Below are 21,057 nucleotides of genomic sequence, written 5' to 3' on the forward strand. Positions count from 1 at the left end.
ACCTAAAGGATATCTGATCTTGCAAGATTTAGCAAGAGAAGCGAGTCAAATTTGTAGTCATTTATTCTTTCAAATAAATATGCTATACTACTTGGAAAAGTTAATGAATCGTTTTGTTGGAGGTTATACTTTTGAAGATTGTTGCACTAGCTATTTTAATAACGCCTGTCCTTTTAGCTATATACGGTGTAAAATTAATTCGTGACGCTTTTTTTGGTGAACTTACACCCATTTTTATAAATACAATGATTCAATTTGTGGCGGGCACGGTTATTTTTTTCGCAGGACTCGCATTTATTGGCGGATATATATATAATCGAGACCGTAAGAGGAAGCTAGCAAAAGGACAAAAACATAATCGGTATACATTATAACCAAGAAATTATTTGCACACACTTCATCAAGTGTAGTTATACCCAAAAGATAAATAAAGGGCTGTCCCCCATTTGTTGATAAGAGGACAGCCCTTTCTTTTCGTTTTTAATTTTCTTCAAAAAATGCTTGATAAAGAGATCGTACAGCTGCGTCAACTTTGTCCGATTTAATACCAAACATCATCGATACTTCAGAAGATCCTTGATTCATCATTTCTATATTTACATCAGCTCTTGTAAATGCATGGGTTGCTTTGTCAGCAAGTCCTACTGTACTATCCATACCTTCACCGACTACCATGATAAGTGCTAAATCACGCTCAACGTATATTGTGTCTGGATCCAATTCTTCTTTAATACGTGCAATCACTCGTTCTTCTTTTTCTTTTGTTAATCGAGATTCACGAATAATCACTGACAAATCATCAATTCCTGATGGCGTATGTTCAAAGGAAATGTCTTCATCTTCTAAAATTGTCAGTAATTTACGTCCAAAACCTAATTCACGGTTCATCAAATATTTACTAACATAGATGCTGATAAACCCAGTATCACTTGCAATACCTACAACAGGATTAGGTTGTGGTTCTTTTTGCGATACAATAATGGTACCCATACCTTCTGGATTATTCGTATTTTTAATACAGACAGGAATATCTGCTTTGAACGCTGGAATAAGTGCCTCGTCATGAAATACACCGAAGCCAGCATATGATAATTCTCGCATTTCTTTATAAGTCAGTGATGTAATTTCTTTTGGTTGATCGACAATCGTTGGGTTTACACAGAATACCGAATCTACATCAGTAAAGTTCTCATAGAGGTCAGCTTGTAGGCCTGCTGCTACAATTGAACCTGTAATATCAGAACCACCTCTAGAAAAAGTAATCAACTTGCCATCTTTAGAATATCCAAAGAAACCTGGAATGACGACAATGCCTTTATGTTCACGAATTTTCAATAAGTGATCATAACTTTCATCGAGTACTTGCGCACCACCTGGTGAATCACTAACAAAAATACCGGCATCTTTTGGGTTTAAGTAAGACGCATGTACTTCGATCGATTGTAAGTAAGCACTTAACACTTTTGCAGAAGAATTCTCACCAACCGCTTTAATAGCGTCTAATTTTAAAGCATCACTATCTGAAGATTGAAGAGTACATTCAATATCTTCTCGTACTTCAGCAACAATTTGATTTGAAATATTCAATTCAGTTGCAATTTCCTGAAAACGATCCAAAACAAACTGCAATGGTTCAGCATAAGATTTGTTCTCAACATAGGCTTCGCCAATTTCGATCAACTTGTCTGTAATCTTTGTATCATCAGAGAAACGCTTGCCTGGAGCAGAAACCACTATAGCTTTTCGCTCCGAATCGTTTCGAATGATATTTGCGACTTTCTTTAACTGTTCAGCATTTGCTACCGAACTTCCTCCGAACTTCGCTACTTTCATGTTATAACCTCTCCATTGTTTATTTTTCTATCATTAAAATATTATCATATTTTTATGGATTTTGTTAAACGAAACTAAACATTTATACGGAAGATATCGGAGCATAGTAGCGTTTGTGCAATACATTATATAAGCATGTCAAAATTTTAAGAAAAATGCGTAAATTCTAAAAGATATAGCACTTGTTATTTCGCAATAAACATTTGTGTCCAATAATTTCCTTCTTTGACATAACCAACGCCTATATGTGTATATTGCTCATTTAGGATATTTCGACGATGTCCACTCGAATTCATCCAAGCATTCACAACTTGTTGAGGTGTTGATTGTCCCTTTGCGATATTTTCTGCTGCTGCTCGGTAGGAGATATTAAAATTTCGCATCATTTGAAATGGAGATCCATAAGTAGGACTCTGATGGGAAAAATACTGATTCGATTGCATATCAGCAGACTTGTAACGGGCTACACGGGAAAGTTCCCAGTCAGGTTTTAGTTTTGGCAAACCGTTGCGTGCTCTTTCCTGATTGGTGAGTTGTATCACTTGGTGTTCGGTTCGTTTAATTTTATCTAATGTAGGAATGGTGATTGTTTGATTTGGATAAATCAAATCTGGATTTTCAATTTGATCATTGGCTTCAATAATTTCTGATAAGCCAATTTTATATTTCTGGGAGATTTTCCATAATGTATCCCCTGGTTGCACTGTGTATTGGCTTTGAGCCGCAACCGTTACTGGAATGATAAGAAACATCACAACAATAGATAGTATCAATTTCTTCATGATAAGCACCTCCTGAATATATAGATGTTCTTATCATTCCGTCACATATGTTAATTATACACAGAATTTCGTAATTTTTTTACTTTTAAAATTTCATATTTCTTCATTTAACTCGCACGATGCTCAAGACGTAAGCGATCAGCGACCATAGCAATGAACTCACTGTTCGTTGGTTTTGCTTTCGAAACACTAACCGTGTAACCAAATAACGATGAGATGGAATCCATATTTCCTCTACTCCACGCTACTTCGATCGCATGACGAATAGCTCTTTCAACACGAGAGGCTGTCGTATTATATTTATTTGCGATATCTGGATAAAGCACTTTTGTAATCGAACCTAATAGCTCAATATCATTATACACCATGGTAATTGCCTCTCTTAAGTACATATACCCTTTAATATGAGCGGGGACTCCAATTTCGTGGATAATATTCGTAATACTGGCTTCTAAATCAAACTTCTTGTTTTGGGATGGGGTTTGCTTCATATTTGGACTTTGAACCGCTGACTGAATCCCTTGAACTTGGCGTATTTGCTCTGCCAAATGCGCCAAATCAAATGGTTTCAGTATAAAATAAGATGCCCCTAAATTCACAGCTTTTTTCGTTACATCTTCTTGACCAAAAGCTGTTAACATAATGACATGAACCTGTTTTGTATGGTCTTGTTCCTTTAATTTAGCAAGAACCGCTAAACCATCAATATGAGGCATTATAATATCTAACACAATAACATCTGGTGTTACCTCATCGGTCATTTCTAAACATTCTTTTCCATTATAGGCGGTACCTACAATTTCAAAGTCATTTTGATCCTCTAAGTACTCCTCCATTAACTGTACCAACTCTTTGTTATCATCGACGAGCAAAACTTTTGTCTTTTCCACTACCAGTTCCTCCTTCAAAACGTTTCCAGTACTTATTCATCTCATAGTACAAATTCGACATAAAGGCGATAATTCCTTTTTTTATGGATAAAAACTTCAATTTTTTTCTGTATGCTTTTTTATACTACTTTATTCTCTTAATTTCGATGATTTCACCTATTTTTTGTCGAAAAATATTTATTTTTACTATAACAAATTTTAGCAAGACATACAATTTTTCAAGAACTACGAAAAAAAAGAAGTAGCACAAGGACTACTTCTTAACTTGCTTCTTTCTTTTGTTCATAAATATCGATACCTGCTTCGTTTAACATCCATTCAATGTGAACGCCGTAACCTGATGTCGGATCATTTACGAAGACATGTGTAACAGCGCCGATAATCTTACCATCTTGAATTATTGGACTTCCACTCATCCCTTGAACAATACCACCTGTTGCATCTAATAGTCGTTTATCCGTTATCTTTAAAATAATCCCTTTCGTCGCTGGTGCGTTTTGATCAATACTATTTACAATCTCAACATCAAAAGCTTCCACTTCTTCTCCATTTATAACAGTTAAAATTTTCGCTTTGCCTTCTTTCACCTGATTAGGTAGAGCAATTGGCATTGGCTTATTCCATCGACTATCTTTTACATCATCTTCTAAATTGCCAAAAATTCCGAATGGTGTATTTTTTGTGATATTCCCTAATTTTACATCATTAAGCAAAAATTGGGCTTTTTTCTCACCTGGCACACCATGCTCACCTTTTTGAATTTCCTTTATATTCGAACGGACAATCGACCCATTATCAATATCGACTGGCTTTCGTGTATCCATATCAGAAATCACATGACCTAATGCCCCATATTTTTTAGATTCTGGATGGACAAACGTGAGCGTTCCTATACCAGCTGCTGAATCACGTATATATAATCCGATTCGATATGATTCATCATCTGTATCATATTGTGGTGTTAATTTGGTTTCAACTGTTTTATCTCCACGTTTAATTTTCAATTGTAAATCTTGATTATTTTCTCCAGCTTGTTTCACAATTGGTGTGATTTGATCCATTTTGGTCACATTTTGATCATTAATCTTAATAATATTATCGCCGACTTTGATTTCAGCATTTTCTCCAGGTGAAACTTCACCATCTGATGTTTGAACTAAATGGTGACCCACGACCAATACACCATTTGTGTTGAGATTGATCCCTATTGATTGACCTCCAGGAATAAGGGAAAATTCATCGTAAACAGATACGTTTACTTTCTTTACTGGAAATTTCCCTACTTTATATACGTATTCACTATTGCCACTTTGGCTCGATTGAAATACTTCCATATCCGCGGCATGTCTCACTGTTTGTGAACCGTTTTTTTCTAATGATACAGATTTTCCCATTACGGGCAAACTGATATCATCTGAATTGGTAAATGATTGTAACTGGTTGGGGATGGAAAGATATAATTGAAATGGCGTGAACCATGGAAGTGCAATAATGGAAACAAGGAGTATTAATCCTATGCCTTTTCTTAACATTTCTTTTGTCATTACATCACCCTCCTTGTAACTACAGAATTTAATCTGTATCATTAATTTGACCTTAGCGGAGTGTTTTTAAACCCGTTAAACATAACAAAATCGGGTGATGTTTTCCACTTGTTCCTATACTCTTTTTGTATAGTAAATTGCATCTGCCATGGATTTATTTTTTTAGTTGATTACTTAACTGAATTAACTCTTTTGCATGTTCTTTTGAGGTATCAGTTAGTGAGGTACCTGTCATCATCCGTCCAATTTCCGCAATACGTTCTTCGGTGTTTAATTCCCTTACATACGTTTTTGTCCGTTCATCTTCCACTTGTTTCTCAATTTGTAAATGACTATCCGCCATCGATGCAACTTGTGGCAAATGCGTAATACAAATCACTTGTGACCCTATAGAGATATTGAGTATTTTTTCGGCCATCGCTTGAGCTACACGACCACTTACACCTGTATCCACTTCATCAAAAATTACACTCGAGACGCCTTGATGTTGACTAAAGATATTTTTTAGCGCAAGCATAATCCGACTCATTTCACCACCTGATGCAGTTCGATGTAACGGTTTGGCTGGTTCACCTGGATTTGTTGAAATGAAAAATTTCACTTGATCAACACCATTTTCGTTAGGAGTGACAGGTGTTCCGTCCATTTCTAACTCACCTTGATCATTTGTTTTTAGCGCCACGTCTACTTTAAATGTAGATTGATCCAAGTATAAATCCGACAATTCTGTAAGGACTGCTTGTTCAAGTTGAGTGGCCACTTGTTTTCGAACGTCTCTAAGATGTTTTGCTTCTAATAATAAATCTTCTGACAATTCAGTTAATGACTCAGATAAATTTTCTAAGTGTTGATCATAATTTCGAATTTCCTCTAGTTCTTCTTCGACTTTCGCACTGTATTCCATAATATCTTCAACAGAATTGCCATACTTTTTCTTCAACTGATTAATTTCATTTAATCGTTCTTCAATGATTTGCAAACGATTTGGATCGAATTCAATTTGGTCCAAGAAATTTCGAATATCATACGATAATTCCTCAATCATAAAATAATGATCCGTAAATGTTTCGTGCATTTTACTGATATGATCACTATGTTCACCAGCTGATTCAAGATGATTTCCTGCCACTTGTAACCAATCAAGACCTTGATGTTCACCATGCAATGCTTGATAAGCATCACTAACATTTTGATAAATTTGTTCATAATGAACCAATTGATTGCGTTCTTCCATCAAGGATTGGTCTTCATTCGGTTCAAGATCTGCTGATTGAATCTCGTTCAATTGGAATTCGAGTAGGTCCAGCCGTTGCGCAATCTCTTGTTCACTCCTACTCTTCTCATCATACTTCTTTTTTAGTTCTTTCCACTTTTGATATAACTGATCATATTCATTTCGAAAATTTGGTTCATGCGTCTGATGAAAATAATCAAGTAATTCAATATGTTTATCTGTATTTAATAACGATTGTGTTTCGTGTTGACTGTGAATGTCCAATAATGATTGGCCAATCTCTTTTAATATGCCAAGTGTAGTTAACTTTCCATTAATACGGCAAATACTTTTCCCTGTATGAGAAATCGTGCGGTGCAAAACGATCATCTGATCATCAGAGATCTCTATGCCTAAAGAACTTGCTCGCTCAATAATGGGATGTTGTTCGTCGTCAATAATAAATAATCCTTCTAATTCAGCTTTTTTCTCTCCGTGACGAACATATTCAACAGAACCGCGTCCACCAATTAATAAACCTAAGGCGTCAATAATAATCGATTTCCCTGCTCCCGTTTCTCCTGTCAACACAGTTAATCCTTTCTGCAAGGAGACTGATAATTGATCAATAATCGCAAAATTTTTGATGGAAAGTTCCGTTAACATGATCTACACTCCCAGTGATTACAACATTTCTAGAAATTTGTCTTTAATTTCGTGCGCTTCCTCTTCTGTGCGACATATGATAAGAATAGTATCATCGCCACAAATCGTACCAAGAATCTCATCCCATGATAAATTATCAATTAAAGCACCAACTGCATTGGCATTGCCGGGCAATGTTTTTAAAACGATAAAATGAGTAGCAATATCGATACTTACAAAGGCATCCATAATCAATCGTCGTAATTTTTCTAAAGGATTGAATTTTTGATCAGCTGGTAAGCTATATTTATAAAGGCCATTGGTTGTTGGGACTTTTACCAAATGCAGTTCTTTAATATCACGAGAAATTGTCGCTTGTGTAATCTCATAACCCATATTTCTTAATTCATCGACTAACTCATCCTGGGTCTCTATTTCGTTATCAGTAATAATTTCCCTAATTTTAATATGTCGCTGTGTCTTATTCATTTGGTTTCCTCCAACTATGTTACATTGATTCATTTTTGGACTGATCCAATGTTTCGTGCGCTTCTTTCACTATTCGATTCACTTCTTCTAAAAATGAAACATCTTCGGAATCTTTTTCCTTTTTCATCCAAGCAAGAAACTCAATATTCCCATCTCCCCCAGTTATAGGAGAGAAAGTAAGTCCGTAAAATGTAAATCCTTCGTTGTGCGCAAAGGTTAAAATTTCCGTTAAAACTTGCTCATGCACATTCGGATCGCGGACAATTCCTTTTTTACCTACTTGTTCTCTACCCGCTTCAAACTGCGGTTTTACAAGCATAATAATATCACCATTCTCATGCAATAAATGAAATAAAGGTGGTAACATCAACTTTAATGAGATAAATGATACATCGATACAAGCAAAATCTGGCTGTCCATAGGATAATTGATCAGATGTCATATAGCGAAAATTCGTGCGTTCCATCACGATCACTCGATCATCATTACGCAGTTTCCAAGCCAGTTGGTTATACCCAACATCAACGGCATAGCTTAACTGTAGCCCATTTTGTAATCCACAGTCAGTAAAACCACCTGTAGAAGCCCCTATATCAATCATCTTTCTCCCTTCAAGCGATAGATCGAACGTTTTGAGGGCTTTTTCTAACTTTAAACCACCTCGACCGACATAAGGAATGAGTTGACCCTTTATGTCAATATCGCTATCTACCGGGATTTTCGTTCCTGGTTTATCCACTCGTTCGCCATCTACAAAAACGAGTCCAGCCATAATCGTTCGTTTTGCTTTTTCACGGCTTTGAACAAAACCTTGTTCTACAATATGTTGATCAATTCGAATTTTTTTTGCGCCCATATCTTATTAGGCCCTTTGTTCTGAATTGTCGTCAATATTTAATAGTTGTTTCATCTGTAATATGGCTTCATCTTTTGTAATTTGAAGTTCTTCTAATAATTGATCAACATTGCCATGTTCAACATACGTATCAGGTATTCCCATTCTTTTCAACCTAGGAGCATATTGATGTGTTTCAGCAAACTCTAAAATCGCACTACCGAATCCACCTTGTAATACAGCTTCTTCAATGGTTAGAACCGGTACATTTTGTTGGAAGATGGTGTGTAACATCTCATCATCTAATGGTTTCATAAAGCGGGCATTGACGATTTTCACTGAAATCCCTTGCTTTTTAAGTTCCACATGTGCCTGCATTGCTAATTCAATTGTAGTGCCGAATGTTAAAATTACTGCATCATGGCCATCTTCTAATACTTCCCATTGACCAATTGGGATTTTAGCTAATTCCTCATCCATCTGAACACCAAGACCATTTCCTCTTGGAAAACGCACTGCAATCGGACCATCATCATACTGTAATGCCGTGTGTACCATATGTTGACATTCATTTTCGTCTTTCGGCATCATTAAGACCATATTCGGTAAATGGCGTAAATAAGCTATATCGAATACCCCTTGATGGGTTTCTCCATCGGCACCTACTAAGCCTGCTCGGTCGATACCAAATGCCACATTTAAATTTTGTCTACAGACATCATGAACTAACTGATCATACGCTCGTTGCATAAAGGTAGAATAAATAGCTAAAAATGGTTTCATACCCTGAGTAGCAAGACCAGCTGCCATGGTGGTTGCATGTTGTTCAGCGATTCCGACATCAAATAAACGATCTGGAAAACGTTTCTGGAATTTGTCTAGTTTTGACCCAAGTACCATGGCCGGGGTTATTACTGCTAACCGATAATCATTTGATGCTATTGTCTCTAGCGTATCACTCACGACTTGACTCCAGGCTGGCGGAGCATCAACAGGTTTAATTTTTTCCCCAGACTCTATTTTGTACGGGCCAACGCCATGCCATTTATCTTTTTGATCCGTCTCGGCAGGTGTATAACCTTTTCCTTTTTGTGTAATGACATGTACAAGGACCGGTCCTTCTGTTTTTTTGGCATAATGTAGGTTTTCTTCTAGATTATGAAAATCATGACCATCAACAGGACCAAAATACGTAAAACCAAATTCTTCAAATAACATGCCAGGTACCATAAAATATTTCATGCTATCTTTCATTCGTTCGGCTGTTTGTGCAATTTTCCCACCAACAGCTGGTATTCGTTTCATAAACACTTCTAATTCATCTTTCACGCGGTTATATTTGCCTGCACTTCTCATACGACCGAGTGCTTTATGCAATGCGCCTACGTTACCAGCAATAGACATTTCATTATCATTCAAAATCACCGTCATATTTTTCTTTTCATGACCAATGTGATTTAAAGCTTCAAGTGCCATACCTCCAGTTAATGCACCATCGCCAATAATAGGAACAACGGAATAGTTTTGTTCGGTAAGGTCACGTGCCACTGCCATCCCCATCGCTGCAGATAGAGATGTTGAACTATGCCCTGCTTCCCACACGTCATGTTCACTTTCGCGCACCTTCGGAAATCCACAAAGTCCCTTATATTGTCTTAAAGTATCAAAGTCTTTCGTTCGCCCTGTAAGAATTTTGTGAATATAAGACTGATGACCAACATCAAAGAGTAATTTATCTTTTGGACTGTCAAAATGTTTATGTAAAGCCAACGTTAATTCGACAACACCTAAATTTGCTCCTAAATGTCCTCCAGTAACTGATAGCTTTTCAATTAGGAATTGCCGTATATGTTGCGACAACACTTCCAATTCCTCGACCGATAAGTTCTTTAAAAATTTAGGATTTTTAATTCTGGTAAGATCCATGCATGGAATCCTCCCTACGTTAATTTCTGAAATTATTTCGTTGATAATACTTTTATTTTAAATTTGTCTTCAATAAATGCAATGATTTTGCCGACTAAAAAAATAATATTTGTGGAAGCATTAATCGCGAGAAATTTACCAAATGCTTTACCACCGACAGTTAGTGCGGCTACAATACTCGTTAGTGTGACATTAATGACCGTATAGAACAAACTACCATCACTATAACCGAAATTATTTGAAATTTGAAGTACCACGATTGCAGATGCCGCTCCACTTATTATACCAGAAATGTCACCGATAACGTCATTACAAAAACTAGCAAACCGATCGGCATTACGAACAATTTGAATTGCTTGCTTGGAACCGCTTACCTTCTCCGCGGCCATTGCGTGAAAAGGTACTTCATCAGCAGCTGTAGCAGCAATCCCTAACATATCGAAAAACACACCTGTTAACACAATAATCAGCACAATGATCAATCCAACGAGCGTCATTACGCCACTTAAGACCGAAGAAGAAACAACGGAAAAAATAGCCGCTAACACAAAAGTGATAACGGCAATACTTATACTAAATTTTATCGACTTTTTCAATTCTTTTTTATTCATTCATATAACCTCTTATTATTATCATTATATGTAACGATGGAATGGTCATTTAAAAGGTAAAAACTGCGGCTTAGGTCCAGTAGGTTTTCCCAGATAGGTACCGAGCGTTGCCACTCAGGCGGTTCCCCTTTAAACCTATCTTAGCGATGTTTCCATCAGCTAGACTGGATTACCACTTAGTCCACACTATAATCCCTTTTAAATGTCCAATGGAACAGTCTAGGAGTTTTCCTCAACAACCCTTACCGTTTCCTAGCCTCTTTTGCAGTACGAATTTCATACAGCAGTCGTGCATGCTGTTAGTGGCCATCTAACAGTCACACATCAATTACCTGTAATCCCCTCCGTACCACTCAAGGCAGGCTACGCTACGAATAAGAATCCCTTTCCTATTCCGTAGGTTCATACCCCATTCCATTTCTATTCCTTGCTAAGCAATAAAAACAGATATGGGCCTCCGCGGAAGCAGGGTCATCGCCCACATGCCTTTGTGGATCGCCCTGCAACCTTAACTCCCAGCATCGACCCAAGCTGGGCGCCTCAAGCCGACACAAGGAACTTCATCGATGTGCCTATGGCGGATTTTTAGGCCCGCCTTCAGAAACGGGGGGCTGACTAGAATACTGCACCATTCCATTTCTTATTTCTAAAATATCATATTTTACGGAAAATCTCAAACCCTATGTATTTCGATCACTAATATAATCAATAAATGTTTCAAGCTTGGTTGATTGTAAACCTATTTGTGATAGACATGTTTTTGCTTTTTCCACATATTGTTGCTTCTGTTGAATGGCACCTTGTAACCCTAATATTTTTGGATATGTATTCTTATCATTTTCGGCATCTTTACCGATTTGCTTTCCTAATGTTTTTGCATCGCCAACAACGTCTAAAATATCGTCTTGAATTTGAAAAATTAACCCCGCATAACCAGCAAATTGATCAATAACTTCCAGTGTCTTATCGTCAGTGCCCGCCAAAAAACTTCCTGCTTGAATAGCATAAGACAACAGTCGTCCTGTTTTCATATGATGAATTTCTTCCAGCTCACGCAAAGTAATATCTCTTTTTTCTGATTCCATATCTAAGGTTTGACCGCCAACCATTCCGCTCATACCACTAAATGCAGATAATTTTTCAATCAGGAACACTTTTTCCTTATCACTATATATTGAACTATTTGCAATGATTTGAAAGCTGTTTGTAAGCAAGCCATCACCGGCTAATATAGCTGTTGCTTCATCAAACATTTTATGGTTTGTATATTGACCACGCCGATATGTATCATCGTCCATGGCAGGCAGATCATCGTGTATTAAAGAATACGTGTGAATCATTTCTAAGGCAATCGCCGCAGGATACACTTTTTCAGTATCTCCATGGAAGCTCTCACAACTCCACTTCATTAAAATCGGACGAATACGCTTCCCACCAGCACGTATTGAGTATAGAATCGAATTTTTCAAACGCGTCGGGGCTGGAATCGCTTCTACAGAATGAAGCAAGCGCTGATTAATATGCTCTTGTTCTTTAGCTAATTCCGTTTCTAATTGTTTACTCACTCATTCTTCCTCCTGCAAATCAAATGTTTTTAACTCACCATTATCATCCACGATTTCTTGAATTTGCTTTTCTGCTGTGACGAGCTTTTCATGACAGATTTTTGACAATTTCGAACCTTCTTCATAATATTTCATTGCGTCTTCTAAGGGAACATCGCCCTCTTCCATCTTTTGAACAATATTTTCTAGTTTTTCCAAAGCTTGTTCAAATGATAACTCATCTTTATTTTCCGTCATCTTCTTCCCCCTCTTTCGTTTTCACTTCACAAGTAAGGATACCATTAGACATTCGTACACGAACGGTATCTTTTGGCTGAACGTTTGTTGTATTGGTCAAAATATCGCCATCTTCTGAATATGTGATCGAATATCCTCGTTGCATAATACGAATTGGATCAAGTAAGGATAGTTGAGTGAGTTTATGTTGAAATTGTTTATTTTTCATTTGCATAACCACATGTATTGATTGTTCAAGACGTTGACGATTTGATAGAAGCAGTTGCTGTTTTTGATGCATTTGTCGCCTCGGATTCTGTTGTTCAAAGCGTTTTAAAAGAAAATGATATGCTAACTTTTTGTCTCGATAATTTCTTTGTATGCCCTGATTGAGCTGATCAATATAGCGGTCTAGCACTTGTTCTTTTTCTTCAACGAATCGCCGTGGAAAACGGAAAACTTGTGACTGTTTAAGGCGCTTGATGGCTTCTTTTTTTCTTTGTACCAATTGATGTTGATGATAGTGAAGACGTTGATCAAATTGTTTTATCCGCTCCATTAAATCTGACTGAGACGGAACCGCTATTTCCGCTGCTGCTGTAGGTGTAGGAGCTCGCGCATCAGCAACTAAATCACTAATCGTCAGATCTGTTTCATGACCAACAGCTGATATTACTGGCTTATTTGATGCTGCAATCGCTCGTGCAACGATTTCTTCATTAAAACTCCATAATTCTTCCATGGAACCTCCGCCACGACCGACTATGAGTAAATCGACATCCTTCAACTCGTTGGCATATTGCAATCCGTCTACAATTGTTTGAGCGGCATTGTTCCCTTGTACAGCCACTGGAATAATCAGAACCTTCGCAAGAGGAAAACGCCTAGATAACGTCGTAAGAATATCTCGAATCGCAGCACCTGTTGGTGAAGTTAAAACGCCGATTCGTGACGGGAATTCAGGCAACGATTGTTTCCGTTCAGATAAAAACAACCCTTCTTTCGTTAATTTCTCTTTTAACTGCTCATAAGCAAGATGTAAATCACCAAGTCCATCAGGAATCATTTCTTTAACATATAGTTGATATTGACCTTGTGCTTCAAAGACACTGACGTGACCATGAAGTAATACATTCATACCATCTTCTGGCATAAAGCGTAACTGGCGATTATGGCTGGCAAACATCACGGCACGGATATTTGCTTGATCGTCTTTAATTGTCATATACATATGCCCACGACTATGATGTTTAAAATTCGAGATTTCTCCCTTTAGCCATACATGGGTTAAATGATGATCAACATCAAATTTTTTCTTAATATATTTGGTTAAGGCTGAAACAGTCAAATATTTTGATTTCATACGTTCACCTACATATCCGATTTTCTACTTTCATGGTCTAAATAGAAGACCATTCGCAACTTATATCAGAACGAATGGTCTCCACTTTATTCAGCACCCTAATAAAGAAGATGATGATCATAAAATTGATTAATCATCTAATGGTACATGATGAAAACGTTTAGCCGATTTAATCGTATTATGAAGTAACATCGTAATCGTCATGGGGCCAACCCCTTTTGGTACAGGTGTAATGTAAGAAGCTTTTTCTTTAGCTGAATCAAAATCGACATCACCTGTTAACGTTCCCTCTTCTGTACGATTTACGCCAACATCGATCACAATAGCGCCTTCTTTAATATGATCACCATTAATAAAATCGGCTTTACCTACAGCAACAATAACAATATCTGCCTCCGCTATATATTGCTCCATATTCGCAGTTCGAGAATGGCAATATGTTACAGTGGCATTTTCATTTAACAATAACTGTCCGACTGGTTTTCCAACAATATTACTTCTGCCAATGATGACTGCATGCTTTCCTTCGATGGATATATCCTTAGACTTTAGCATTGTGATAATGCCATACGGTGTACAAGGATAGAACGTGTCCTTTCCCGTCATCATCCGACCAATATTAATCGGATGAAAGCCATCTACGTCCTTTTCGGGCGATATAGCTTCAATGACTTTTTGTTCGTCAATATGCTCGGGTAATGGCAATTGCACTAAAATACCGTGTACTTGATTCGTTTGATTTAATTCATCAATTTTTGTTAATAATTCTGCTTCTGTTGTTGACTCTGGTAATTCAATTAAATCAGCATCAACACCAACATATGCAGATGCTTTTTGTTTACCAGCCACATATGATTTTGATGCGGGATCATCTCCAATAAGTATCACTGTTAGACCTGGAACAATTCCTTGATCACGTAATTTGCTAACCTCATCTTTCATTTGATCTCTTAATGATTGCGCCAATTCTTTTCCATAAATAATTTCTGCTGCCACTATTCTCTCCCCTTTTATGTATTATGTCGTCATTTTAGCTAACACACCATTAATGAATTTCCCGGATTGATCTTCACCGTATGTGTGAGCCAACTCAATGGCTTCATTAATGACTACACTGCTTGGTGTTTCTTGATCATATAATAATTCATATGTCGCAATTCTTAACAATGTTCGTTCGACTTTTGCTAACCGCGTTAACGTCCAGTGATCTAAATGATAACGAATGGATTGATCAATTTCTTCTTGGTGCTGCTTCACACCATCAACAATATTTTGTAGAAATGCACTAGGTGTTGTTCCTTCCAAGATTTCGTTCATTGATACTTTTACATCTACTTCAGGTGAATCTAAAGCAAACAAAATTTGTAACGCTTTTTCCCGAGCTTCTCTTCTTTTCATTTCGTTCATACTCCTTATCCATGTCCATAACTAATCTCTATCATATCATGTTAAAGGGCGAATTGCCATCGTGCACATCAAGTAAATTCATCACCCTAACCATCGAAAATTTCACGTGTAATAATAACAGCGATTTAATAGTAAGAAAAGGCCCCACAAAACATATTATGCGGGACCTTTTCATTAATTTTCGTGTTGTTGTGAATCGTGTTTCGTTTCCATATGAACGCCGACGACATGAACATTAATTTCTTTTATTTCTATTGCTGTCATATTCTCAATGGCTTGACGGACATTGGCTTGAATCTTTCCGGCAATCTCAGGTATGGAGTACCCATAATCGATAACAACATACACATCGATCATAACACCTTTATCAAGTAGTTCCACCTTGATTCCTTTACCATGCGCTTTTTTTCCAAAACGCTCGGCAACACCAGAAGCAAAGTTGCCACGCATACCTGATACACCACTAATTTCAGTAGTTGCAATGCCAGCAATCACTTCTAATACATCTGGAGCAATTTCCACTTTACCTAACTCTGGATGTTCATCAACTGTTAATAAATGATTCTCCGCCATTTGAGAACCCCCTCACCAATTGTGAAATATTATTCATCATCCATTATACTATACTTCTCCAAAAATCTTGTATTAAAATCTCCATTCGCAAAAACAGAATGATTCATCATCCGTTTGTGGAATGGGATTGTTGTTTGTACACCTTCAATCACATATTCATCCAAGGCACGATTCATTCGGTCGATCGCTTCATCTCGTGATGTTCCATATGAAATTAACTTAGCAATCATGGAATCATAATATGGGGGAATCATATACTCAGGATAAACCGCTGAATCAACCCGAACACCATAACCACCAGGTGGTAAATACGTTTGAATTCTTCCAGGTGATGGCATAAAATCTTTAGTCGGATCCTCTGCATTTATACGACATTCCATAGCCCACCCTTTCCATTGAATATCTTCTTGACGGTAGGTTAACGGCTGATTATTTGCAATGTGAATCTGTTCCTTAATCAGATCCACTCCTGTCACCATTTCCGTTACTGGGTGTTCTACTTGAATCCTTGTATTCATTTCCATAAAATAAAATGTATTTTCCTTTTGATCATAAATAAATTCGATGGTACCTGCTCCTGAATAATCAACTGCTTCGGCAGCTCGAACAGCTGCCTGTCCCATTTTATGTCTCATATTCTCATCGATTGCTGGTGAAGGCGTTTCTTCAATTAATTTTTGCAGGCGACGCTGAATAGAACAATCACGTTCGCCTAAATGGATCACATTACCAAAATTATCTGCTAACACTTGAATCTCGACATGTCGAAAATCCTCAATGAACTTTTCAATGTATACACCAGGATTACCAAATGCTTTCTCAGCTTCATTTTGTGTCACGCGAATGCCTTTGCGAAGGTCCTCTTCATCACGTGCTACGCGGATTCCTTTTCCACCACCACCAGCAGTCGCTTTAATAATGACTGGAAATCCGATTTCATTCGCTACTCGTAATCCTTCTTCTTCATCAGCTATAACGCCTTCAGATCCAGGGACAACTGGTACTCCAGCTTCTTTCATCGTTTCACGAGCAACGTCTTTCGTTCCCATTTTTTGAATGGCATAGGCACTTGGACCGACAAAGGTAACATTGCATGCCTGACAAATTTCTGCAAAATCGGCATTTTCTGATAAGAATCCATATCCAGGATGAATCGCGTCGGTATCTGTTAAGGTGGCGACACTCATAATATTCGTGAAATCTAAATAACTATCTTTACTCAGTTTCGGACCGATGCAATAAGCTTCATCAGCTAACTGTACATGTAGTGCATCCTGATCTGCTTCAGAATACACAGCGACAGTTTCGATCCCCATTTCTTTACAAGTACGGATTATTCGTACTGCGATTTCTCCACGGTTGGCAATTAAGAGCTTCTTAATCACAGTTTCATCTCCTTACGCGGTCTTTATTCGAAATAAAGGTTGTCCGTATTCTACTAGTTCTCCATTTTCTACTAAGACCTCTGTTACTTTTCCTTTCACTTCGGCTTCAATTTCGTTAAATAATTTCATTGCTTCAACAATACAAACAACGGAATCCTCTGATACATCATCACCTGCTTGAATGAATGCAGGCTTATCAGGAGATGGAGAACTATAAAATGTACCGACCATCGGTGATACAATTTCATGATCATAGTCCGCTGGTGTACTAGTATCAGCTGTGTTATTAGTTTCCTTTTCTTCAACAGGTTCCGGCGTTTTTACTTGTGGTGGGTTTGTTTCATGCGTTGTCTGCACCGGAACTTGTTGCACAGGCTGGGCAGCCGTTGCTACAGCATTATTTTTTTTCAATGATAATTTGGTTCCATTTGCTTCATATGAAAGTTCGTCTACAGATGATTGATCTAATCTGTCAATTAACTGTTCGATTTCTTGTAAAGATAACATATTCCTTTTTGCACCCCTTTTAATTCCTTACATTTACTAACAGGTACTAATAACTCCTTTTAACATTTTACGCAAACATAAATAAAACTGCAAGCATTGAATCATAATAATTTATAGCACGCAGAACAAATCAAGCGTGACAAGACCTTAAGAAAAAAACTGTCCTCTTGACTGAAGGACAGTGTGATTTGCTATCTATTAACTTGATTGATAAACGACTTCAATATTGATTTCACCAAATTCATCTTTGGCGTGTTGAATGATCGTATTGGCTTCTTTGGATGATAATTCGTCTGTTTGAACCGTTATCACTACGTCTTGATCAGAAATATTCCGTACAAGCACTTCCTCATACCCATTTAACGATTGAATCGTATCTTCTAATATGGTTTCTTTGGATTCAACTGTTTCAATTTCCTTCATTGCTTCATAAGCTTCTTTCTTCTCTTCGGACGTTGCATCACTTGAAGAGACAATCGATTGCAAACGTTCTTTTTCCATGCTACGTTGATTCGTCATATTCATTCGGACTGCAGAAAAGTATTCTTCTGTACTAATTGATGAAGTCTCTGTTCCCTCTTCTCCTGTACTGTCTGCATTACTTGCTTCCTTATTTTCTCCTTGCGTTTCAACATTTTCAACGCTTTCTTCTATCGTTGGTGATGTCATTTGTTCACTATCCGTATCTTCTGTACCTGAATAGGCTAAGTCACCTTCGTTAGGCGCATTTAAGTAATACACACTTAATACAATCATCAAACTGAGCATTGTTAACAACCATACCGTTTGCTTCTTTAGCATAAAAATTCCTCCTTATTCATCACTATTTTTTGGCATTATCGATACACGGTGAGCCCCCACATCCAACACTTTAGTCACAGCATCTAATACCCATTCCTTAATCTCTAAATTGTCCACTCCCTTCGCAACCACTAAAACTCCTCTTACTTGTGGCTTTTTCTTTTGTATAAGTAACGGAACTTCGTTGTCTCCTTGCCTAATAACGACAACGGTTTGTTCCCTTGTTTCATCATCTATTTTTCGATTGCCACCATTCTGGTCCGTTTCATTTGTTATTTGAGAACCAATTACTAGGTTTTTTTCATACACTTTTTCTCCAGTTGCATCCAAATTCACCATGACATCCGCTTCAGATACACCGGACATTTTTTCTAATAAGACCGTTAAATCCTTCTCATATACTTTTTCAATATCACTTAAGTTTGACGTTGATTCAGAACTCTGATCTTGTTGCCAAACGTCGTCTTTCGTTTCTTCACTTTCTTCAGAAATAATGGGCGTATCAGGTGTTGTACTCGGCTCCTCTTCTGAATCGAATAAATTGCCTACAATTAATAAAAACAAACCAATTAATGCAACTAGTGCAATATAATGCAACTTATGATTTTTGGTATCCGGTGGTTTCACAGCATTTTTAATTCTTTTCATCCAGTCAGTCACCCTCTTGTTCCCTCCATCTGATCACAATTTTGTCTTTGTCGACATCCCATTGTTTCGCGAGGAATGCAGTAATTTCTTCTTCATTTTTTGAAACTGTGGTTTTTTCTGATTTTTCTTTTTTTTCTCCGATTTCAATGACCACTTCCTCGACTGCATTTTCATCGGAAGATTGGGCGGTCTTTAGGCTGACATCAATTTGATCAATCGCTTGGATATCTTCTATTGTTTCTTCATCAGATGTCACTTGAATCTCATCAATTGTCACTTGGTACGCTTCTTGTAAGTCGTCACGAACAACATCTTTCATTTGGACAACCATCTCTTCTAATACATATGCACGATTTACTTCATCTATTTCATTTTTCTTCTGATTTAATTGATTTTCTAAATTTTCTTCTGATGAGGTTATTTCTGATGAAGTTGTGACTCTACTTATTAGCTGTTGTACATCCACTTGAAATAACTGCAAGATCGGCTGCAAAATTACTAATATGAGTAATAATCCGACAATAAGTTTGACATACTGCTTCATGGCTGAACTAGGAAGCAGCATATCTACTAGCATCGCTAACAGAATAAAAATCGTAATTTGTAACAACCAACTCGAGAAAAAAGCAATATTCGATCCCTCCTCAACGAACCATCATCGTTAAATTGCTCGAAATGATTAAGATAACAATGGTGAAAAAAAACATGAATGTCACCATTAATAACGCAGCGAATAAATACAAAATATGTTTTCCGACAATTTCCATGCATTCAATGACTGGCCCATCACCAATCGGCTGTAATACGGCAGTAGCTATCTTGTAGATCAACGCTAATACAAATATTTTCAAAGCCGGAAATAAGACGATCGCAATCAATATCACTACACCGACTAAACCAATACCGTTTTTAATAATCATCGTTGCACTTAATACGGTATCTGTAGCATCTGTGAAAATACGTCCAATGACTGGAATAAAGTTTCCTGTTACAAACTTAGCTGTACGCATAGCAATGCCATCCTGAATCGCACTAGCTGCTCCTTGTACAGAAATGACGCCAAGAAAAACGGTAAGCATAACTCCTAATATACCAATGGCGATATTTTTAATTAAATTGGCTAATTTTGTTGCCTTGTATTCTTGACTAATCGTACTCACAATTTGTAAAATGGCTGAAATTAAAAACATGGGAATAACGACGTTTGAAATGATGAGAACACTTGTATGAATTAAAAAAATGATAATCGGGTGAAAGAAAGAAATTGTTAATAAGTTCCCTAAAGAAGCAAGCAAACCTAACATAAGTGGCAATAAAGCAATCAAAAAATTTTTTGCTAAATCTACAGTATCTGTGACATACGTAGCTGCTAAGTGAAATGATTTTAGCGATATGATAATTAACATCATATAGACGACAGCATAAGCTATTTTACTAACCATTTGTTTTTCAAAGGCGTTTTGAATGGTTTGCAATAGTAAACAAAATAATGTAAGCAATATCAGTGTAGCTAACAACTTGCCATTTTCGATTAATTCATAAAATAAATAACGAAGAACGCCTTGAAACCATGATTCTAACGAGAGACCATCTTCATTACGGATCATTGACCATATATCAGCCTTATCCATTTCCGGGAAAACATGCTGATATTCATCACCCAATTGATCCCAATAAGACTGTAATTCACTATCTTCAATCAACGATTCATAAGCATTGAATTGTTGTTTATCTGTATTTGCTTGTTCAGTCGAAGCCAGCACATGTGGTGATACAAATAAACAACAGCCCATGATGCATAGAAACTGAATCCATTTTTTCATC

General features: G+C 37.1%; 22 protein-coding genes. 1 reads left to right on the plus strand and 21 read right to left on the minus strand.

The features are described 5' to 3' along the window. The first annotated feature begins 131 nt into the window (after nt 1-131). Nucleotides 132-374, plus strand: a complete 243-nt coding sequence (locus J416_RS05055; RefSeq protein WP_003466332.1) for a DUF2627 domain-containing protein — start codon at nt 132-134, stop codon at nt 372-374. Between the two features lie 106 nt (nt 375-480). Here the strand turns inward: J416_RS05055 and J416_RS05060 are convergent, their stop codons facing one another. From J416_RS05060 to spoIIIAE, 21 genes are all read right to left on the minus strand, one after another. Continuing rightward, nucleotides 481-1,833: an aspartate kinase gene (locus tag J416_RS05060; RefSeq protein WP_003466335.1), complete on the minus strand. Its 1,353-nt coding sequence runs from the start codon at nt 1,831-1,833 to the stop codon at nt 481-483. 185 nt (nt 1,834-2,018) lie between these two features. Beyond that, complete coding sequence (gene safA, locus J416_RS05065) at nt 2,019-2,615, minus strand: SafA/ExsA family spore coat assembly protein (protein WP_003466338.1); 597 nt, start codon at nt 2,613-2,615, stop codon at nt 2,019-2,021. Between the two features lie 107 nt (nt 2,616-2,722). Then, nucleotides 2,723-3,505, minus strand: coding sequence for a sporulation transcription factor Spo0A (spo0A, locus tag J416_RS05070; RefSeq protein ID WP_003466341.1), 783 nt, complete (start codon nt 3,503-3,505; stop codon nt 2,723-2,725). Nucleotides 3,506-3,765: 260 nt separating this feature from the next. After that, on the minus strand, nt 3,766-5,049 hold the full coding sequence (gene spoIVB / locus J416_RS05075) for a SpoIVB peptidase (protein WP_003466343.1): 1,284 nt from the start codon (nt 5,047-5,049) through the stop codon (nt 3,766-3,768). Between the two features lie 154 nt (nt 5,050-5,203). Then, nucleotides 5,204-6,928 (minus strand): DNA repair protein RecN, encoded by a 1,725-nt coding sequence (recN, locus tag J416_RS05080; protein WP_003466346.1) that lies wholly within the window; start codon nt 6,926-6,928, stop codon nt 5,204-5,206. 18 nt (nt 6,929-6,946) lie between these two features. Beyond that, entirely contained in the window at nt 6,947-7,396 is a 450-nt protein-coding gene (gene ahrC / locus J416_RS05085; protein WP_003466349.1) for a transcriptional regulator AhrC/ArgR, read from the minus strand. Nucleotides 7,397-7,415: 19 nt separating this feature from the next. Beyond that, nucleotides 7,416-8,252 (minus strand): TlyA family RNA methyltransferase, encoded by an 837-nt coding sequence (locus tag J416_RS05090; protein ID WP_003466353.1) that lies wholly within the window; start codon nt 8,250-8,252, stop codon nt 7,416-7,418. A 6-nt stretch (nt 8,253-8,258) separates the two neighbouring features. Continuing rightward, nucleotides 8,259-10,157 carry a 1-deoxy-D-xylulose-5-phosphate synthase gene (gene dxs / locus J416_RS05095; protein WP_003466355.1) on the minus strand — a complete coding sequence of 633 codons (1,899 nt, stop codon included), beginning with the start codon at nt 10,155-10,157 and terminating at the stop codon, nt 8,259-8,261. 32 nt (nt 10,158-10,189) lie between these two features. After that, nucleotides 10,190-10,768: a hypothetical protein gene (locus tag J416_RS05100; RefSeq protein ID WP_003466358.1), complete on the minus strand. Its 579-nt coding sequence runs from the start codon at nt 10,766-10,768 to the stop codon at nt 10,190-10,192. A gap of 680 nt (nt 10,769-11,448) precedes the next feature. After that, nucleotides 11,449-12,333, minus strand: a complete 885-nt coding sequence (locus tag J416_RS05105; RefSeq protein WP_003466361.1) for a polyprenyl synthetase family protein — start codon at nt 12,331-12,333, stop codon at nt 11,449-11,451. Next, nucleotides 12,334-12,570 (minus strand): exodeoxyribonuclease VII small subunit, encoded by a 237-nt coding sequence (gene xseB / locus J416_RS05110; protein ID WP_003466363.1) that lies wholly within the window; start codon nt 12,568-12,570, stop codon nt 12,334-12,336. Next, nucleotides 12,557-13,912, minus strand: coding sequence for an exodeoxyribonuclease VII large subunit (gene xseA / locus J416_RS05115; RefSeq protein WP_003466366.1), 1,356 nt, complete (start codon nt 13,910-13,912; stop codon nt 12,557-12,559). The genes xseB and xseA overlap by 14 nt, the downstream gene beginning before the upstream one ends. A gap of 129 nt (nt 13,913-14,041) precedes the next feature. Then, nucleotides 14,042-14,908, minus strand: coding sequence for a bifunctional methylenetetrahydrofolate dehydrogenase/methenyltetrahydrofolate cyclohydrolase FolD (gene folD, locus J416_RS05120; RefSeq protein WP_003466369.1), 867 nt, complete (start codon nt 14,906-14,908; stop codon nt 14,042-14,044). A gap of 21 nt (nt 14,909-14,929) precedes the next feature. Beyond that, nucleotides 14,930-15,310 (minus strand): transcription antitermination factor NusB, encoded by a 381-nt coding sequence (nusB, locus tag J416_RS05125; protein WP_003466371.1) that lies wholly within the window; start codon nt 15,308-15,310, stop codon nt 14,930-14,932. Between the two features lie 183 nt (nt 15,311-15,493). Further along, nucleotides 15,494-15,892, minus strand: coding sequence for an Asp23/Gls24 family envelope stress response protein (locus tag J416_RS05130; RefSeq protein WP_003466373.1), 399 nt, complete (start codon nt 15,890-15,892; stop codon nt 15,494-15,496). 29 nt (nt 15,893-15,921) lie between these two features. Continuing rightward, entirely contained in the window at nt 15,922-17,277 is a 1,356-nt protein-coding gene (gene accC, locus J416_RS05135; RefSeq protein ID WP_003466375.1) for an acetyl-CoA carboxylase biotin carboxylase subunit, read from the minus strand. A gap of 12 nt (nt 17,278-17,289) precedes the next feature. Continuing rightward, a complete protein-coding gene (gene accB, locus J416_RS05140; RefSeq protein WP_003466377.1) occupies nt 17,290-17,784 on the minus strand; it encodes an acetyl-CoA carboxylase biotin carboxyl carrier protein in 495 nt (164 codons plus the stop codon). A gap of 198 nt (nt 17,785-17,982) precedes the next feature. Then, nucleotides 17,983-18,585 (minus strand): SpoIIIAH-like family protein, encoded by a 603-nt coding sequence (locus tag J416_RS05145; RefSeq protein ID WP_003466379.1) that lies wholly within the window; start codon nt 18,583-18,585, stop codon nt 17,983-17,985. A 12-nt stretch (nt 18,586-18,597) separates the two neighbouring features. Beyond that, nucleotides 18,598-19,233: a stage III sporulation protein AG gene (spoIIIAG, locus tag J416_RS05150; protein WP_040513017.1), complete on the minus strand. Its 636-nt coding sequence runs from the start codon at nt 19,231-19,233 to the stop codon at nt 18,598-18,600. 4 nt (nt 19,234-19,237) lie between these two features. Next, nucleotides 19,238-19,864, minus strand: coding sequence for a stage III sporulation protein AF (gene spoIIIAF / locus J416_RS05155; protein WP_083875535.1), 627 nt, complete (start codon nt 19,862-19,864; stop codon nt 19,238-19,240). 13 nt (nt 19,865-19,877) lie between these two features. Next, a complete protein-coding gene (gene spoIIIAE, locus J416_RS05160; protein WP_003466385.1) occupies nt 19,878-21,056 on the minus strand; it encodes a stage III sporulation protein AE in 1,179 nt (392 codons plus the stop codon). Between the last annotated feature and the right edge of the window lies 1 nt (nt 21,057).

The sequence above is a fragment of the Gracilibacillus halophilus YIM-C55.5 genome, from assembly GCF_000359605.1.
Taxonomy (GTDB): Bacteria; Bacillota; Bacilli; order Bacillales; family Amphibacillaceae; genus Gracilibacillus; species Gracilibacillus halophilus.